This is a genomic window from Serpentinimonas maccroryi (assembly GCF_000828915.1).
In the GTDB taxonomy this organism is placed as follows: Bacteria; Pseudomonadota; Gammaproteobacteria; order Burkholderiales; family Burkholderiaceae_C; genus Serpentinimonas; species Serpentinimonas maccroryi.
Genome location: NZ_AP014569.1, coordinates 801,387 through 818,440, shown reverse-complemented (window position 1 = coordinate 818,440; position 17,054 = coordinate 801,387). Strand labels below are relative to the sequence as shown.

16 protein-coding genes and 2 pseudogenes are annotated in these 17,054 nt (G+C 65.8%); 13 read left to right on the top strand and 5 right to left on the bottom strand.

Annotated features, from left to right (window positions below; translation table 11 throughout):
- Positions 1-53: 53 nt before the first annotated feature.
- From SMCB_RS03890 to chrA, 3 genes and pseudogenes are all read left to right on the top strand, one after another.
- A pseudogene (locus SMCB_RS03890) lies at positions 54-263 on the top strand (XRE family transcriptional regulator); the annotation flags it as partial.
- A gap of 640 nt (positions 264-903) precedes the next feature.
- The gene (locus SMCB_RS03885; RefSeq protein ID WP_231851240.1) at positions 904-1,752 is read left to right on the top strand and encodes a chromate resistance protein ChrB domain-containing protein; all 849 of its coding nucleotides are present in this window, start codon (positions 904-906) and stop codon (positions 1,750-1,752) included.
- Entirely contained in the window at positions 1,749-3,104 is a 1,356-nt protein-coding gene (gene chrA / locus SMCB_RS03880) for a chromate efflux transporter (RefSeq protein WP_045535212.1), read from the top strand. The genes SMCB_RS03885 and chrA overlap by 4 nt, the downstream gene beginning before the upstream one ends.
- A gap of 265 nt (positions 3,105-3,369) precedes the next feature.
- On the opposite strand, the gene SMCB_RS03875 is transcribed toward chrA, so the two are convergent.
- The gene (locus SMCB_RS03875; protein WP_045535210.1) at positions 3,370-4,176 is read right to left on the bottom strand and encodes an enoyl-CoA hydratase/isomerase family protein; all 807 of its coding nucleotides are present in this window, start codon (positions 4,174-4,176) and stop codon (positions 3,370-3,372) included.
- Positions 4,177-4,378: 202 nt separating this feature from the next.
- Between SMCB_RS03875 and SMCB_RS03870 the strand changes: the two genes are divergently transcribed.
- From SMCB_RS03870 to gabT, 7 genes are all read left to right on the top strand, one after another.
- Positions 4,379-4,726 (top strand): type II toxin-antitoxin system RelE/ParE family toxin, encoded by a 348-nt coding sequence (locus tag SMCB_RS03870; RefSeq protein WP_045535208.1) that lies wholly within the window; start codon positions 4,379-4,381, stop codon positions 4,724-4,726.
- A complete protein-coding gene (locus SMCB_RS03865) occupies positions 4,723-5,001 on the top strand; it encodes an XRE family transcriptional regulator (RefSeq protein ID WP_045535206.1) in 279 nt (92 codons plus the stop codon). Before SMCB_RS03870 ends, SMCB_RS03865 begins: the two co-directional genes overlap by 4 nt.
- Before the next feature lie 167 nt (positions 5,002-5,168).
- The gene (gene grpE / locus SMCB_RS03860; RefSeq protein WP_045535204.1) at positions 5,169-5,768 is read left to right on the top strand and encodes a nucleotide exchange factor GrpE; all 600 of its coding nucleotides are present in this window, start codon (positions 5,169-5,171) and stop codon (positions 5,766-5,768) included.
- A 119-nt stretch (positions 5,769-5,887) separates the two neighbouring features.
- Entirely contained in the window at positions 5,888-7,843 is a 1,956-nt protein-coding gene (dnaK, locus tag SMCB_RS03855) for a molecular chaperone DnaK (RefSeq protein WP_045535202.1), read from the top strand.
- 116 nt (positions 7,844-7,959) lie between these two features.
- Positions 7,960-9,096: a molecular chaperone DnaJ gene (gene dnaJ, locus SMCB_RS03850; RefSeq protein WP_045535200.1), complete on the top strand. Its 1,137-nt coding sequence runs from the start codon at positions 7,960-7,962 to the stop codon at positions 9,094-9,096.
- A gap of 20 nt (positions 9,097-9,116) precedes the next feature.
- Positions 9,117-10,481 (top strand): MBL fold metallo-hydrolase RNA specificity domain-containing protein, encoded by a 1,365-nt coding sequence (locus SMCB_RS03845; protein WP_045535198.1) that lies wholly within the window; start codon positions 9,117-9,119, stop codon positions 10,479-10,481.
- A gap of 94 nt (positions 10,482-10,575) precedes the next feature.
- Positions 10,576-11,958 carry a 4-aminobutyrate--2-oxoglutarate transaminase gene (gene gabT / locus SMCB_RS03840; protein ID WP_045535196.1) on the top strand — a complete coding sequence of 461 codons (1,383 nt, stop codon included), beginning with the start codon at positions 10,576-10,578 and terminating at the stop codon, positions 11,956-11,958.
- A 42-nt stretch (positions 11,959-12,000) separates the two neighbouring features.
- On the opposite strand, the gene SMCB_RS03835 is transcribed toward gabT, so the two are convergent.
- The 4 genes and pseudogenes from SMCB_RS03835 to SMCB_RS03820 form a co-directional block, all read right to left on the bottom strand.
- Entirely contained in the window at positions 12,001-12,471 is a 471-nt protein-coding gene (locus SMCB_RS03835; protein ID WP_045535194.1) for a DoxX family protein, read from the bottom strand.
- Positions 12,462-13,277, bottom strand: a complete 816-nt coding sequence (locus SMCB_RS03830) for an HvfC/BufC N-terminal domain-containing protein (RefSeq protein WP_052468404.1) — start codon at positions 13,275-13,277, stop codon at positions 12,462-12,464. Before SMCB_RS03830 ends, SMCB_RS03835 begins: the two co-directional genes overlap by 10 nt.
- Before the next feature lie 94 nt (positions 13,278-13,371).
- Positions 13,372-14,204 (bottom strand): annotated as a pseudogene (gene bufB / locus SMCB_RS03825) (MNIO family bufferin maturase); the annotation flags it as partial.
- A gap of 116 nt (positions 14,205-14,320) precedes the next feature.
- Positions 14,321-14,626 carry a BufA1 family periplasmic bufferin-type metallophore gene (locus SMCB_RS03820; RefSeq protein ID WP_045537562.1) on the bottom strand — a complete coding sequence of 102 codons (306 nt, stop codon included), beginning with the start codon at positions 14,624-14,626 and terminating at the stop codon, positions 14,321-14,323.
- A 168-nt stretch (positions 14,627-14,794) separates the two neighbouring features.
- On the opposite strand from SMCB_RS03820, the gene SMCB_RS03815 reads away from it, so the two are divergent.
- From SMCB_RS03815 to SMCB_RS03805, 3 genes are all read left to right on the top strand, one after another.
- A complete protein-coding gene (locus SMCB_RS03815) occupies positions 14,795-15,223 on the top strand; it encodes a sigma factor (RefSeq protein ID WP_052468403.1) in 429 nt (142 codons plus the stop codon).
- A gap of 41 nt (positions 15,224-15,264) precedes the next feature.
- Entirely contained in the window at positions 15,265-15,690 is a 426-nt protein-coding gene (locus tag SMCB_RS03810) for a DUF1109 domain-containing protein (protein WP_231851239.1), read from the top strand.
- 166 nt (positions 15,691-15,856) lie between these two features.
- Positions 15,857-17,050 (top strand): acyl-CoA dehydrogenase, encoded by a 1,194-nt coding sequence (locus SMCB_RS03805; RefSeq protein ID WP_045535192.1) that lies wholly within the window; start codon positions 15,857-15,859, stop codon positions 17,048-17,050.
- The last annotated feature ends 4 nt before the right edge of the window (positions 17,051-17,054 follow it).

The following is a 17,054-nucleotide window of genomic DNA, read 5'->3' as shown; positions in this document are numbered from 1 at the left end:
GAGCGTATCCGGCCCGCCCGCCGCCGCCAGCGCGCGAGGAAATCGTGGGCTGATCCGTGGCGATCAAGCGGGTCGTCGCTTGGCAGATCGCGCAAGAGATGAAAGCCCAGCACTTGAGCAAGACCGCGCTGGCGCAGAAGATGCACACCAGCCGGGCGGCGCTGAATCGGCTTCTGGACGAGACCGACACCAGCCTGACGCTGACGACGCTCACCAGCGCTGCGAAGGCCTTGGGCAAAAACCTGCGCATCGAACTGGCTTGAGCACTTTCACAGAACGATCTCGCTAATTGGCATCATTCAGGCTATCCCCATGAATTCACGATCCACAGGGAGCACCCTAGAGCCTTCGAAAGCGACTTAGACCGGCTGCTCAAGCAGATGGCGCCCGATCAGGTGCTGGGGCTGGTGCAAGACCTGTACGCCGCCAGCAAGGACAACAAGTTTTTTCTGCACGGCCCGTGACGCAGGCATTTTTTGATGCGCTGGTGCAAATGTTCGAACAGGCGCTGAATATCGGGGGCACGAATCCGCCTTTCGTCCCCACGGGGGAATATCCGGTTGGCGCAGGGGACAACCTGGCCGCAGCCCCTCCGCTCCAATGCAAGAGCAGCCGCCTGATCTCGCCTGCCCATGAATCCGCGCGAACGGATTCTGCGCGACAAGCCTACAAGCCTAGTAGTGGCGTCTTGCACGGTGCTAGGTGACTCCAGACCCATGCCTTAAATTGCCCCCAGCATAATTGTTGGATATATAACAAGCTGTAACATAATACACAGTGCACCGACAATCAACCAAGGAGCCTTCCTTGAGCCACCTCGCTCTTTTCGTCAGCCTGCCCACCAAGGCATCGACCGGCCGCATGCGCGTCTGGCGTTCTGTCAAAGCGCTGGGCTGAGCGACGTTGCGCGACGGGGTCTATCTGCTGCCCGACTCGGCAGACCGTGCTGCGACGCTGGACGAAGTGGCGGCGCAGGCGTTGGAAGTGGGTGGCAGCGGCGAGGTCTATCGACTCTCGGGGTGTGACGAAGCCCAGGAGGCCGCGCTGCGCGCCCTGTTCGACCGGGGCGCGGAGTACGCCTGCATCGCCGAGGAGATCAAAGAGCTCGGACGGAGCCAGGCTTCCCTGGATGTCGCAGCTGCCGCGCGCAAGCTCCAGCCGCTTGTGCGCCGCTTCGAGCAGGTGACGCGCATCGACTTCTTCCCAGGCGAGGCGCAGCGGCAGACTTTGAGCCTGCTGGACGACCTGCGCGACGCGATCACCCGTCGCGTGTCTGCCGACGAGCCGACCGCCCGGCAGGCGGACATTCCGCGGCTGAACCGCGCCGATTATCAAGGCCGGACCTGGGCCACGCGGGCGCGTCCGTGGGTGGACCGACTCGCTTCGGCCTGGCTGATCCGGCGGTTCATCGACTCGGACGCGCGCATCGTCTGGCTCGGCTCGCCGGCCGACTGCCGGGACGGCTGGCTCGGCTTCGATTTCGACGGCACGGCCTTCAGCCACGTGGGCTCCAAGGTCACCTTCGAGACGCTGCTGGCGAGTTTCGGACTTGATTCCGCCCCCGCGCTGGTACGTCTGGGCGAGCTCGTGCATTGCCTGGATGTGGGGGGACTCCCGGTCGCGGAAGCGCTGGGCATCGAATCGCTGCTCGCCGGCTTGCGGGCATCTGAACCCGACGACGACACACTGCTTGCCCGCGCGTGCGAAGTTTTTGACTGGCTACTCAAGAGTTACGAGGACAAGACCACGTGAACGATCAGACCACAGCACACACCGCGCAGTTGCGCCCTGCCCACCCCACGTTCCGGGAGGCCTTCTTATACTGGCTCAAGCTCGGCTTCATCAGCTTCGGCGGCCCCGCCGGGCAGATCGCCATCATGCATCAGGAGCTGGTGGAGAAACGCCGCTGGATCTCCGAACACCGTTTCCTGCATGCGCTCAACTACTGCATGCTGCTGCCCGGTCCTGAGGCGCAGCAACTCGCCATTTACATCGGCTGGCTGCTGCACCGCACCTGGGGGGGCATCGTCGCCGGTGTCCTGTTCGTGCTGCCATCTTTCTTCATCCTGGCGGCGCTCACCTACGTCTACCTGGTCTTCGGTGACCTCACCTTTGTGCAGGGGGTGTTCAATGGCATCAAGCCGGCGGTGGTGGCCATCGTGGCGTTCGCCGCTTGGCGCATCGGCTCGCGCGCGCTGAAGAACTACGTGCTGTGGGCCATGGCCGCGTTGTCGTTCATCGCCATCTTCGCCTTGAAGATTCCCTTCCCCTACATCGTCCTAGCAGCAGGACTGCTGGGCGCCTTGGGCGGCAAGCTCATGCCGGACAAGTTCAAGGTGGGCGGCGGCCACGGCGCCAGCAACAAGCAATACGGCCCGGCGCTGATCGACGACGACACGCCGCCCATCGCCCATACGCGCTTTCGCTGGTCCTATCTCATCACCCTCCTGGTGGTGGCGCTGGCGCTCTGGACTGCGGCCATGTTGATGCTGCCGGCCGGCACCCTGAACGACATGGGCGAGTTCTTCACCAAGGCCGCGCTGGTCACCTTCGGCGGCGCCTACGCGGTGCTGCCCTTCGTCTATCAGGGCGGCGTGGAACACTACCAGTGGCTCACCGGCACCCAGATGATCGACGGCCTGGCCTTGGTTCAGACCATGCCGGGGCCGCTCGTCATGGTGGCGTCCTTCGTCGGCTTCGTCGGCGCCTGGACCAAGGAGATCTTCGGGCCGGATGCCTTGCTGCTGGCCGGCTTCGCGGGCGCCTCGGTGGCCACCTTCTTCACCTTTCTGCCCAGCTTCGTGTTCATCTTGGCCGGTGCCCCACTGGTGGAATCCACCCATGGCGACCTGAAGTTCACCGCGCCGCTCACCGGCATCACCGCCGCCGTGGTGGGCGTGATCCTCAACTTGGCGCTCATTTTCAGCTGGTACGTGTTCTTCCCCCATGCCACCGAGGTCGCGCCGTTCTCCGGCGGCTTCGAGTGGTTCTACGCACTGATCTCGGTGGCGGCCTTCATCGCGCTGTGGAAGTACAAGCAGGACGTCATTAAAGTGATCGGCGCCTGCGCCGCCATCGGCCTCGTCCATACCTACATCGTTTGAGGAGGAGGCAGCAAAGAATCCCGCCAGACCATTTTCAAGCCGTATCGCCTGATTGACCGTGTCACATGCAGCCAGGTCATCGTTTACCTGATTGCCGACGGACGCCGTGACATGCCATCCGTGCTTGCGCGCCGCCTGCTGGGCGCTTGACCCGCAGCAACCCTTGCGCGCGCTACCCAATCCAGACCGCCGGTTTTTCGGGCGACAACCGTCCGCCAGCAGACGGAGTCGGGCTGAAGCGGCCGCAGGTGCGGCCCGGTGGCGTTCAGCGCCCCAGAAACACCGCTGGGCGCCGCTGCGCAAAGGCGGCGCGCCCTTCGGCAAAGTCGGCGCTGCGCTGGGTATGGGCTTCGCGTTCGCGCCATGCGGTGGCGTTGTGCTCGCCCAAGGCGATTTCTTGCAGGCTTTGCTTCATGCCTTGCAGCGCCAGTGGAGCCAGTTGCACCAGGTTGTGGCACCAGCGCGCCACCTCGGTGGGCAGCGCCTCGGGTGCCACCAAGGCATCGAGGTAGCCTAGGCGCAGCAGTTCGTCGGCGCTCAAGGGTTGCGCCAGCAAGAATATGCGCCGCGCTGCACCCAGCCCGAGCCGCGCCACAAAGCGCTGCAAGCCGCCGGCGCAGTAGTGCAGCCCGAGCGCGGCCGCCGGCATGCGCAGCTCCATGCCCTGCACCCCGAGCCGGAAATCGCACGCCAGCGCCAAATCGGTGGCGCCACCATAGACGCTGCCGTTGAGGGCGCACAGCGTCACCGTGCGCGCGCGCGCCAGCGCCGCGCACACGCGCTCAAAGCCCTGCGGCCCTTGGCTGGCATCGGCCTCAAAGCCGCCCATGTGGTAGCCGGCGCTGAACACCGGCCGCTGCGGCTGCACCCGCGCCGCCAGCACCAGCACGCGCACCGCTGCATCGGCCTCGATGCTGTCTAAGTGTTGCAGGAGCACCTGCAAATCGGCATCGCTCAAGCTGTTGCGCTGCGCCGGGCGGTTCAAGGTAAGGGTGGCCACCCCGGCCTCGATGTGCAGCATGGGGCTGGAGGCGGCGGGCCAGTCGATCGGGTGGGCGTGGTCGGTCGGCATGGGTCAGACTTTGGTGTGCGCCGCGCATCATAGCCGGGCGGCGGCGGGTGGGCTGGGTGCGCTCGCAGCGCCATTGCGGCCGCAGGACGCCTAAGCAAGAGCGTACCCAGCTCGCCCGCCGCCGCCAGCGCGTGCAAGGAAATCGTGGGCTGATGACGGTTTTCCGCTGTTTTTCTGTACCAATTTTGATACACTCAAGGCCATGATTCAGCCCATCTTGGATGTCCGCTTTTTTGCTTCAAGCAGCGGCAATGAGCCTGTGCGCGAGTGGCTCAAGTCCTTGCCAGCCGCTGAGCGGCGCAGCATCGGCGCGGACATCAAGACGGTGCAGTTCGGCTGGCCGCTGGGGATGCCTTTGGTGCGCAAACTGGCCAAAGACTTATGGGAGCTTCGGGCGCACCTCGCAGATCGGATCGCCCGCGTCTTGTTCACCGTCGTCGGCCAAACGATGGTGTTGCTGCATGGCTTCATCAAGAAATCACAAGCCACACCCACCGATGAACTCGACATCGCCAAGCGGCGTTTGCAACAACTCAGGAGCGAATTATGAACCCACACATCGGCAGCAGCTTTGACGATTTCTTGGTCGACGAAGCGGTGCTGGAAGAAGCCACCGCCGTGGCGATCAAGCGGGTCGTCGCTTGGCAGATCGCGCAAGAGATGAAAGCCCAGCACTTGAGCAAGACCGCGCTGGCGCAGAAGATGCACACCAGCCGGGCGGCGCTGAATCGGCTGCTGGACGAGACCGACACCAGCCTGACGCTGACCACGCTCACCAGCGCCGCGAAGGCCTTGGGCAAAAGCCTGCGCATCGAACTGGCTTGAGTACTGGCGCCCCTTCTAGGCCAACCCGCCCGCACCGGGCAGATTTTTTTGCCCACCAGCCCTTGAAAGCGCGATCCAGCGCCCCATACTCAAATCTGAGTTTTCGCTCTGACCTTTTACTTGTACCAAAGCCGCGCCGCGCGCAACACCCCCTCGCACCAGCCGCCATGTCAGCCCATTCAGACCCCACCTACCAACGCCCCGAGCCCACCGCCCCTGCGCCCAGCGCCGCCGACGCCCCGGTTTCGCCCGAAGAGGCCGAGGCGGCTGCGGCCGCCGACGCCGCTGACGCTGCCGCCATGCAAACCAACCAAGCGCTGGAACTGGCGCGCCTGCAAGCCCAAAATGCCGAACTGGCCGAACAGTACCTGCGCAGCAAAGCCGAGATGGAAAACCTGCGCCGGCGCACCGACGATGAGGTGAGCAAGGTGCGCAAATTTGCCGTCGAAGCCTTTGCCGAAAGCCTGCTGCCGGTGCTTGACAGCCTGGAAGCCGGGCTGGCGGTGCAAGAGGCCACGGCGCAGCAGATACGCCAAGGGGCCGAGGCCACGCTGCTGCAGCTGCAAAGCGCGCTGGCGCGCCACAAGGTGCAGCCGATCGCGCCCGAGGCCGGCAAGCGCTTCGACCCGCACCAGCACCAAGCCATCGGCGTGGTGGCGGCCCCCGGGCAAGAGCCCAACACCGTGGTGGCGGTGCTGCAAAAAGGTTACTTGATCGCCGAGCGCGTGCTGCGCCCGGCCATGGTCACGGTCACGGCGCCCAAATAAGCCGTTTTTCATACCCCAAAACGAGATCGCCAAACCGCAGCGCTTGAAATCCGGCCCATCGGCCACATCTGCGCCGCAGTCGTTTTTATTTCAGCATTTTCAGACTCTAGGAGCCACACATGGGCAAAATCATCGGCATCGATCTGGGCACCACCAACTCGTGCGTCTCGGTCATGGAAGGCAACAGCACGCGCGTGATCGAAAACAGCGAGGGCGCGCGCACCACGCCCTCCATCGTCGCCTATCAAGATGACGGCGAGATTCTGGTTGGCGCCTCGGCCAAGCGCCAGGCCGTGACCAACCCCAAGAACACGGTCTATGCCGTCAAGCGCCTGATCGGGCGCAAGTTTGAAGAAAAAGAGGTGCAAAAAGACATCGGTCTGATGCCCTACAGCATCGTGCGCGCCGACAACGGCGACGCTTGGGTGGAGGTGCGCGGCAAGAAGCTGGCAGCACAGCAGGTGAGCGCCGAAATTTTGCGCAAGATGAAGAAAACCGCCGAAGACTACCTCGGCGAAAGCGTCACCGAAGCCGTGATCACGGTGCCGGCCTACTTCAACGACAGCCAGCGCCAAGCCACCAAAGACGCCGGGCGCATCGCCGGGCTCGATGTCAAGCGCATCATCAACGAACCCACCGCCGCCGCGCTCGCCTTTGGCCTCGACAAGCACGGCAAGGGCGACCGCAAGATCGCGGTTTACGACTTGGGCGGCGGCACCTTCGACATCTCGATCATCGAGATCGCCGACCTCGACGGCGAAAAACAGTTCGAAGTGCTCTCGACCAACGGCGACACCTTCTTGGGTGGCGAAGACTTCGACCAGCGCATCATCGACTACATCGTGACCGAGTTCAAGAAAGAACAAGGCGTCGATCTGACCAAAGACGTGCTGGCGCTGCAGCGCCTCAAGGAAGCGGCCGAGAAGGCCAAGATCGAGCTCTCCAACTCGACCCAGACCGACCTCAACCTGCCCTACATCACCGCCGACGCCTCGGGCCCGCGGCACCTCAACATCAAGCTCACCCGCGCCAAGCTCGAAGCGCTGGTCGATGAGCTGATCGAGCGCACCATCGCGCCGTGCCGCACCGCCATCAAAGACGCGGGCGTGAGCGTGGGCCAGATCGACGACGTGATTCTGGTCGGCGGCATGACGCGCATGCCCCGGGTGCAAGAAAAGGTCAAAGAGTTCTTTGGCAAAGAGCCGCGCAAAGACGTCAACCCCGACGAGGCGGTGGCCGTGGGCGCTGCGATCCAGGGCCAGGTGCTCTCGGGCGAGCGCACCGACGTGCTGCTGCTCGACGTCACGCCGCTGTCGCTGGGCATCGAGACCATGGGCGGCGTGATGACCAAGATGATCAGCAAGAACACCACCATCCCGACCAAGTTTGCGCAGGTGTTCTCCACCGCCGACGACAACCAGCCGGCGGTGACGATCAAGGTGTTTCAGGGCGAGCGCGAGATCGCCGCCGGCAACAAGCTGCTGGGCGAGTTCAACCTCGAGGGCATCCCGCCGGCACCGCGCGGCCTGCCGCAGATCGAGGTGAGCTTTGACATCGACGCCAACGGCATTTTGCACGTGGGCGCCAAAGACAAAGGCACCGGCAAAGAGAACAAAATCACGATCAAGGCCAACTCGGGCCTGACCGAGGCCGAAATCCAGAGCATGGTCAAAGACGCCGAGCTCAACGCCGCCGAAGACCACAAAAAAGTGGAACTGGTGCAGGCGCGCAACCAAGCCGACGCCTTGGTCAGTTCGGTGCGCAAGAGCCTGAAAGAGTACGGCGACAAGCTCGAGGCGGCCGAAAAAGAGTCGATCGAAGCCTCGATCAAGGCGGTTGAAGAAGCCGTCAAGGGCGAGGACAAGGCCGCCATCGAAGCCCGCAGCGCCGACCTGATGAGCGCGAGCCAGAAGCTGGGTGAGAAAATGTACGCCGACCAGCAAGCCAGCGCAGCGGCGGCAGGGGCCGCGGGTGCGGCCGGCGCTGGCGGCGACGCAGCGGGCGCGGGTGGTTCGCGCTCTGCCGCCGACAGCGACGTGATCGACGCCGAAGTGAAAGAAGTCAAGAAGGATTGATCCATCGCTGTAGTGCCGCGCCCCGAGCGCGGCCACGCAGCAGGCGCGCCGCCGCGACTCAGGGCCTCCACCGCCCGGGCGCGGCGTTTGCGCTGCATGACCAACCGGGTACCCAAATGGCCAAACGCGATTTTTACGAGATCCTGGGCGTGCCCAAGAGCGCCAGCGACGAAGACATCAAAAAAGCCTATCGCAAGCTGGCGATGAAGCACCACCCCGACCGCAATCAGGGTGCAGCGGCCAAGGCGGCCGAAGAAAAATTCAAAGAGGCCAAAGAGGCCTACGAGATGCTGAGCGATGCGCAAAAGCGCGCCGCCTACGACCAGTATGGCCACGCCGGCGTCGATCCAAACATGCGCGGCCCCGGTGGCGGGACCGAAGGTTTTGGCGGCTTTTCCGAGTCCTTTGGTGACATTTTTGGCGATATTTTTGGCGGCCAACGCGCCGGCGCCGGGCGCGGGCGGCAGGTCTATCGCGGCAGCGATCTGTCGTACGCGATGGAGGTCACGCTCGAAGAAGCCGCCAACGGCAAAGACGCCGAAATCCGCATCCCGAGCTGGGACGACTGCGGCACCTGCAACGGCAGCGGCGCCAAGCCGGGCACCAGCGTCAAAACCTGCCCGACCTGCAACGGCGCTGGCGTGGTGCAAATGCGGCAGGGTTTTTTCAGCGTGCAGCAAACCTGCCCGCACTGCCACGGCAGCGGCAAGATCATCCCCGAGCCCTGCACCGCCTGCGGTGGCCAAGGCAAGGTTAAGAAGTTCAAAAAGCTCGAAATCAAGATCCCACCCGGCATCGACGACGGCATGCGCATCCGCTCCAGCGGCAACGGCGAACCCGGACGCAACGGCGGCCCGGCGGGCGATCTGTACATCGAAATCCGGCTGCGCAAGCACGACTTGTTCGAGCGCGAGGGCGACGACCTGCACTGCCACGTGCCGGTGAGCATCACCACCGCCGCGCTGGGCGGCGAGATCGCCGTGCCCACGCTGACCGGCAAAGCCAACATCGACATCCCCGAAGGCACCCAGCACGGCAAGACCTTTCGCTTGCGCGGGCGCGGCATCAAGGGCGTGCGCTCGAGCTACCCGGGCGATCTGTACTGCCACGTGAATGTCGAAACCCCGGTCAAGCTCACCGAACACCAGCGCCGGCTGCTGCGCGAGCTCGACGAATCGTTCCAGAAAAACGGCAACAAACACAGCCCGAACGACAAGGGCTGGTTCGAGAAAGCCAAGGCGTTTTTCTCCTGATTTTGTGATCAAATGGGCGCATGAGCGTCCAAGTCACTTTCCTGGGCGGCGCCGGCACGGTCACCGGCTCCAAGTTTTTGGTGCAGCACGCGGGCCGAAGCCTGCTGGTCGATTGCGGCCTGTTTCAGGGCTATAAGCAGTTGCGGCTGCGCAACTGGGCCGCACTGCCCGTGGCGCTTGGCGGCATCGACGCCGTGGCCCTCACGCACGCGCACCTCGACCACAGCGGCTACCTGCCGCTGCTGGTGCGCCAGGGCTACCGCGGCCCGGTCTGGTGCACGCCGGGCACGCGCGACCTGTGCCGCATCCTGCTGCCCGACAGCGGCCACATCCAAGAAGAAGACGCCCAGTTCGCCAACCGCAAGGGTTTTTCCAAACACCAGCCGGCGCTGCCGCTCTACACCGAGCAAGACGCGCGCAAGTGCCTCAAGCAGCTGCACAGCGTAGCGCCACTGCGCTTGTTCGAGCCGCTGCCGGGCTGGCAGGCGCGTTTTCATGGGGCCGGACATATTTTGGGCGCTTCCAGCCTGTACCTCGAAGTCGGGGGGCGGCGGCTGCTGTTTTCCGGCGACCTCGGGCGCTGCGACGACCTGCTCATGTTCCCGCCCGAAGCCCCACCGGGGGCGGATGCGGTGTTCGTCGAATCCACCTACGGCAACCGCGAGCACCCCAGCGAGAACCTGGTCGATGAAATGGCCGCGCCGCTGCAGCGCGTGGCGGCACGGGGCGGCACCGTGGTCGCCCCGGTGTTTGCGGTCGGGCGCGCGCAGGCGCTGCTGCACGCCATCGTCGTGCTCAAGCAACAGGGGCGCATTCCCGCATCGCTGCCGGTGTACCTCGACAGCCCGATGGCGATCGAGAGCACCGAACTGTTTACCCAGCACTTGGGCGAGCATCGCCTGAGCGCGGCCGAATGCAGCGCCATGGCGCGCGCCGCCACCATGACGCGCAGCGCCGACCAGTCGAAGGCCATTGCGCGCCAGCACGGCCCGAAAATCATCCTGTCGGCCAGCGGCATGGCCACCGGTGGCCGCGTGCTGCACCACCTGCAGTTGTATTTGGGCGACCACCGCAACTTGGTGCTGCTCACCGGCTTTCAGGCCGCCGGCACGCGCGGGGCCACGCTTGCCCAGGGTGGCAGCAGCCTGCGCATCCACGGCCAAGACTGGCCGGTGCGCGCCGAGGTGCTGCAACTGCACGCCTCGTCGGCGCACGCCGACGCGCCGCAGCTGCTGAACTGGCTGCGCGCCATTCCCGGCCAGCCGCAACGCGCCTTTGTCATCCACGGCGAACCCGAGGCCGCCGACACGCTGCGCCGCCGCATCGAAACCGAGCTGCGCTGGAGCGCGCTGGTGCCCGAACACGGCTCGACTTGGGACGTTTGAGGCCCCTCTGCCCGAGCGCACGCCGCCCTTGCGAATCGCGACCCGTCCGCAGCCCGACCCGCAGCCCCGACCACCGCTCCACCCGCAACCCCGCATGAACACCCCGTCCAGCACCGCACCCGCCACCCCCACCACCCCAGCCACCAACGCCGCGCTGATGGCGCGCCGCCGCGCCGCCCTGCCCGCTGGGCTGGGCCAGACCTACGAGGTGTTCGTCGAGCGCGCCGACAACGCCGAAGTCTGGGACGTGCAAGGCCAGCGCTACATCGACTTTGCGGGCGGCATCGCCGTGCTCAACACCGGGCACCGGCACCCGCGCATCGTGCAGGCGGTCAAGGCGCAGCTCGACCAGTACCACCACACCTGCTTTCAGGTGCTGGCCTACGAGCCCTACGTGGAACTGGCCGAGCGCCTGATTGCCCTCGCGCCGGGAGACTTTGCCAAAAAAGCCTTTTTCCTTTCCACCGGGGCCGAGGCGGTTGAAAACGCGGTCAAGATCGCGCGCGCCGCCACCAAGCGCTCGGCGGTGATCGCCTTTGGCGGCGGCTTTCATGGCCGCACCCTGCTCGGGATGGCGCTCACCGGCAAGGTGGCGCCCTACAAAAGCGGCTTTGGGCCTTTTCCGGCCGAGATTTACCACGCCGAATTCCCCAACCCGCTGCACGGCGTGAGCGTGGCCGACGCGCTGCGCTCGCTCGACCACCTGTTCAAGTACGACCTCGAGCCCGCGCGCGTGGCCGCCATCATCCTCGAGCCGGTGCAGGGCGAAGGCGGCTTTTACGTGGCCCCACCCGAGTTTGCCCAAGCCCTGCGCGCGCTGTGCGACCAGCACGGCATCGTGCTCATCGCCGACGAAATCCAGACCGGCGCCGGCCGCACCGGCACCTGGCTGGCGTGCGAGCAGTGGGGGCCGCAGGCCTGCCCCGACCTGATCACCATGGCCAAGTCGATGGCTGGCGGCTTTCCGCTGTCGGCCGTGATCGGCCGCGCCGACCTGATGGACGCCCCCGCCCCCGGCGGCTTGGGCGGCACCTACGCCGGGCACCCGCTGGCCTGCGCGGCCGCGCTGGCGGTGCTCGATGTGTTCGAGCAAGAGCAGCTGTTGCCGCGCGCGCAAGCCGTGGGAGCGCGGCTGCGCGCCGGCTTGCAGGCGCTGGCAGCGCTGCACCCCGAAATCGGCGATGTGCGCGGCCTAGGGGCCATGCTGGCGATCGAGCTGTTTGCGCCCGAGCCCGCTGCACATTCCGCCGCACACCCCGCCTCCCACCCCAGCCAGCGCCAGCCCGACCCCGAACTCACACGCCGCGTCTGTGCCGAAGCGCTGGCGCGCGGGCTGGTGCTGCTCTCGTGTGGCCTGTACGCCAACGTGATCCGCATCTTGGTGCCGCTCACCGCCTCCGATGCCCTGCTCGACGAAGGGCTGGCGCTGCTGGGTGCGGCGCTGGCGGCGGCCAAGGGCGCAGCAAAGCCCGAATAAGTCGCTTGCCGCCCCCACAAGCCCTTAAACCACCTGCCCCGCTCAGCCTCTCAGCCCCCGGCCCCACAACCAGTGGTCGAGCGAGTACCTCCCGGCGCCGCGGCCCAGCAGGTAAAGCAGCGCCGCGGCCCAAGTCAAATGGGTCGGCCAAGCGTCTGGGTAGACCCAGAACTGAATCACCGCCGTCATGCACAACAGGCCCAGCGCGGCCCAGCGCGTGCCCAAACCCAGCACCAGCAGCAGCGGCAACAGGTGTTCGGCGTAGGTGGCCAAGTGCGCGGCCCACAGCGGCGGGATCAGTGGCAGGGCGAATTCGTGCTCGAACAACAGCAGCGCCGACTCGTTGACTTGCAACCAGCCATCGACCTTGGTGCGGCCCGAGAACCAGAAAATCCCGGCCAAGCCAAAGCGGCAGGCCAAGGCGATGAGCGCGTGGCTGATCCAGCGCTCCAGACTATCGGTAATGGCATGGGTGTTCAGATGCGTTGCTCTGGCTTGGGTGTTCATGTGCATGGCTTGGTGTTGGGGGGTTGGCAAAAAGCGCCTAGGCTCAGCAGGGTATGCAAGGTCTGGGCCGGATGCGGGTCGGGGCTGTGGTGGGTGTCCGGCTGGACCTCGAGTGCCGCCGCCATTGCCACCCCCAAAGAGTGACCTTGGGCGCAGGCGGCAAGCAAGGCGGCACCCGATGCGCTCAGCGGTTGCCACTGCACCGCCCCGGTTGCAGCGCGCGCAAACAGCAGGCCGTCGCCCTGCCAGTGCGGCGGATTGGGGTCGTCCCAGTGCTCGCGCGCGGCACGCCAGAGGCTGCCGATGGGCAACTCGGCAAACCAGGCCCAGCGCGTGGCCGGGTGCAGGTGCAGGCGCCGCTCGGCCAGAGCGGTCACCGCCAGGGCCTGCAAATTTTCGGGCCACAGGTGTGGGGCATCGGCGGCGGCGTGGCTTTGGCTCCAGAGCCGGTCCAGCCGCGCCACACCGGGCAGGTAGGGCAAGCCGCGCACGGCTTCGCACTGCGCCAAAAAATCCGCAAAACCCTCGCCGTAGTGCAGCAGCCGGCTGTCGCTGGGCGGCTGCGCGTGCACATATTCGATCGCGCAGGCGCTAAAACACGCTTCGCCGATGAGCGTCTGCACGGCCGGAAAATTGGCTTGCAGCGCATCCACGCAGCCCTTGAGCACTGTGTTGCGATAGACCCGCCAACCGGGCTGGGTTTGCCAGTCGGGCCGGGTTTGAAGCCCGGCCGCAGCGTTGGCTAGCGGCTCCGGCGCCCACAGCGCCGCCCAGAAGGCGTGCTGGAAGCTGTTCAAATCAAGCTGCTGCATGGGTCGCTCCCAGTCGAAACGCTTGCCTGCCCCGTGCGGCCCCGGCCAAAGCCATACCGGGCAATCCTGCTGCCTGCGCCGCCTGCCAGCCAGCGGCCTGCAGCCCGCGCTGAGCGCGCTCGCGCTCCTGCAGCAGCTCGTCAAAGGCTGGCACGTCGCCATCGCGCTCGATCAGGGTGGGGCGCGGCCCGATGCGCTCGATCAGGCGCTGGTAGAGCCGCCAGACGCCCTCCGACACCGGCGTCGCGTGCGCATCCACCCACAGCGCCTCACCGATCAGGGGGTCGGCTTGATGGCCTGCCAGATGAATCTCGAGCACCGCATCGGGGTCAAAGGCGCACAGCAGCGGCCACGGGTCGAAGCCGAGGTTGTGCGCCGACACACACACGTTGTTCACGTCCAGCAGCAGGCCGCAGCCGCTGCGCCGCGCCGCGCCAGCGTGTTCAGAAAATCGGCCTCCTCCCACTCGTGCCCCGGCAGATGCAGGTAGTGTGAGGGGTTTTCGATTGCGATGCGCCGCTGCAAGCGCTCCTGCACCTGGTCGATGCGCCGCTCCAGCCGCGTCAGCGCCTGGCGGTTGCGCAAGATCGGCAGCAGATCGGGGGCGTAATGCCCATCCAGCACCGACCACGCCAGATGCTCCGACACCAGCGCCGGCTGCACCCGTTCGCACAGGGCAGCCAAGCGCTCTAGGTGCTGCACATCGGGCTCATCGGGACCGGCAAGGGACATCGACACCCCGTGCAGCGACAGCGGATGGCGCTCGCGCACCGCCTCCAGCCACGCCAGCCGCGGCCCGCCCTCGACCAAGTAGTTCTCTGGGTGCACCTCAAACCACAGGCCACTGGTGCGGCTCGAAGGCAGGGCACAGGCGGCATCGTAATGTTGCGGCTTCAGGCCCAAGCCCGCGCCCAAGCCCGCGCCCAAACCTGCGCCCAAGCCCGCCCCCAGCCCCGCCCCCAGCCCCGCGCCAAGCCCGGTTCCAGGCTTGGCAGGTGCGGCATTTTGGGTCGCATCCATAGCGGCCACTTAGCGCGCCCGGATCAGGAACGGATGGGCGTGAGCGAACCCATGCCGGTGGGCGTTTTGATCGAGGTGCAGGTGCCCGCCGGCACGTACTTCCAGGCGTTGCCTTGGTAGTCGGTGCGTGAGCTGCCCGCGCAACTGGTGCCGGGGCCGGCAGCGCAGTCGTTCTTGCCCGCCATCGACACGCCATAGCAGCGCTCTTGCGCCACGCGCTGAGTGGTGTTGCTGCGGTCTTGCGCCACCACAACGGTGGCGGTCAGGGCCGTGAAAGCGGCCAGGGTGGCCACGGCGGCCAGCGATTTTCCAAGGGTGTTGGTGTTCATCAAAAAAGCTCCATGCTTTGGGTGGTTGAAGTGCCCGGCCGTGGCGTCCATTGCTAGGCCGTGGCGCCTGCTAGTTCGCTTGGCCACAGCGATTGGTTACAGTGCGGGCAGAAAAAATAATTTTTTGCAACGCTGTAACCTTGGGCCTGCATGCAACGAACTAGCAACATGACTGCAACCGAGCACGAACTGCGCGGCTTGCTCCTGCTGGGGCTGGATGGGGATGGCCCCGCCTACCACCAGTTTCTGCATCGGATCACACCCTTGCTGCGCGGTTATTTTCGTCATCGTTTAAACAAGTTACCAGATGAAGTTGAAGATTTGGTTCAGGAAACCTTGATGGCCATACACACCCAACGCCACACCTACCGGCGCAGTGAGCCGCTGACCGCTTGGGTGCACGCGCTGGCGCGCTACAAGCTGGTCGATCTGTGGCGCCGCCGCTCCCGCCACGAAGCGCTCAACGAGCCGCTGGACGAGGATCTGGCGCTGTTTGCCGGCAGCGACCAAAGCCCATACGAGAGCGCGCACGACAGCGCACACGAAACCCGGCGCGACCTGGCGCGACCTGGCGCTGCTGCTCGAAGCCCTGCCTGAGCACCAGCGCCTGCCGATCGTGCACACCAATGGTGAGCGCCTTGGGTGCCGCCCTGCTGTGGCGCCTAGCGCACCCCGGGATGCGAGCGGGCACCCTGGCTTGGGCGGTGCTGCTGCCGGTGGCGTTGCTGTGGCTGTGGGCGGCATGGGTGCTTTGGCAGGCAGCGCCAGCGCAGCGGCTCGATCTGTTGCTGGGCCAAACTTGGCGCGTGTGCAGCCTCAACATCGTACTCACCGCCCTGCCCTTGGGGCTGGGGCTATTTTGGGCCCTGCGCGGGCTGGCCCCCACGCAACCGGTCGCGTGCGGCGCCGCTGCGGGGTGGCTGGCTGGCGCGTTGGCGGCGCTGCTTTATTCGCTGCACTGCGCCGAAATGGCCGCCCCCTTTCTGGCCGTCTGGTACGTGCTGGGCATGGCGGCCTGCGCCGGCCTAGGGGCGGCGCTGGGAGCGCGCAGCTTGCGCTGGTGAGGATATTGGGCAGGGGACGGCCTGCCCGGCAGCGCCATGAACGGGTGGAGTGGGCAGCGTGCAGCGATTGGCAATCAGGCGACACCGCGCATCTGCGCCAGACGCTAAACTTGGCCCGTCGGTGCGCCGGGCGACGGCGTGCAGCGATTCCACCTGCGAGCCCCTCATGCCCACCCCATCCTCCAGCCCCCGCTTCGATTGGTCCGACCCCTTTCTACTCGATAGCCAGCTCAGCGCCGACGAGCGCGCCGTGCGCGATGCCGCCCGTGCCTACTGCCAAGAAAAACTGCTACCACGGGTGCAACTGGCCTTTCGCAACGAAAGCACGGACCGATCCATCTTCAACGAAATGGGCGCGCTCGGCCTGCTGGGCCCCACCATTCCCGAGGCCTACGGCGGCGCTGGCCTGAACTACGTCAGCTACGGGCTGGTGGCGCGCGAGGTCGAGCGCGTGGATTCGGGCTACCGCTCGATGATGAGCGTGCAAAGCTCGCTGGTGATGGTGCCGATCTACGAATTTGGCACCGAGGCGCAAAAGCAGCAATACCTGCCCAAGCTGGCCCGCGGAGAGTGGGTGGGCTGCTTTGGCCTGACCGAACCCAACCACGGTTCCGACCCCGGCGGCATGGTCACCCGCGCCAAGAAAGTGCCCGGCGGTTACGCGATCAGCGGCGCCAAGACGTGGATCACCAACTCCCCGATCGCCGACGTATTCGTGGTCTGGGCCAAGGACGATGAAGGCGCCATACGCGGCTTCATCCTAGAAAAAGGCTGGAAAGGCCTGAGCGCACCGACCATCCACGGCAAGGTGGGCCTGCGCGCCAGCATCACCGGCGAGATCGTGATGGAAGACGTGTTTTGCCCCGAAGCCAACGCCTTCCCCGATGTGCGCGGCCTCAAGGGCCCGTTCACCTGCCTCAACAGCGCCCGCTACGGCATCGCTTGGGGCGCGCTGGGTGCGGCCGAAGACTGCTGCGCCCGCGCGCGCCAGTACGTGCTCGAGCGCCAGCAGTTCGGCCGCCCCTTGGCCGCCAACCAGCTGATTCAAAAGAAGCTGGCCGATATGGTGAGCGAAATCGCGCTCGGTCTGCAAGGTTGTCTGCGCCTAGGGCGCCTGAAAGACGAAGGCCAGGCCGCCATCGAACTTACCAGCCTACTCAAGCGCAACAGCTGCGGCAAGGCGCTTGACATCGCCCGCCAAGCGCGCGATATGCTCGGTGGCAACGGCATCAGCGACGAATACGGCGTGGCGCGGCACCTGGTCAACCTCGAAGTGGTCAACACCTACGAGGGCACGCACGACGTGCACGCCCTCATCCTTGGGCGCGCCATCACGGGCATCGCCGCTTTTGCCAACTGAGAGA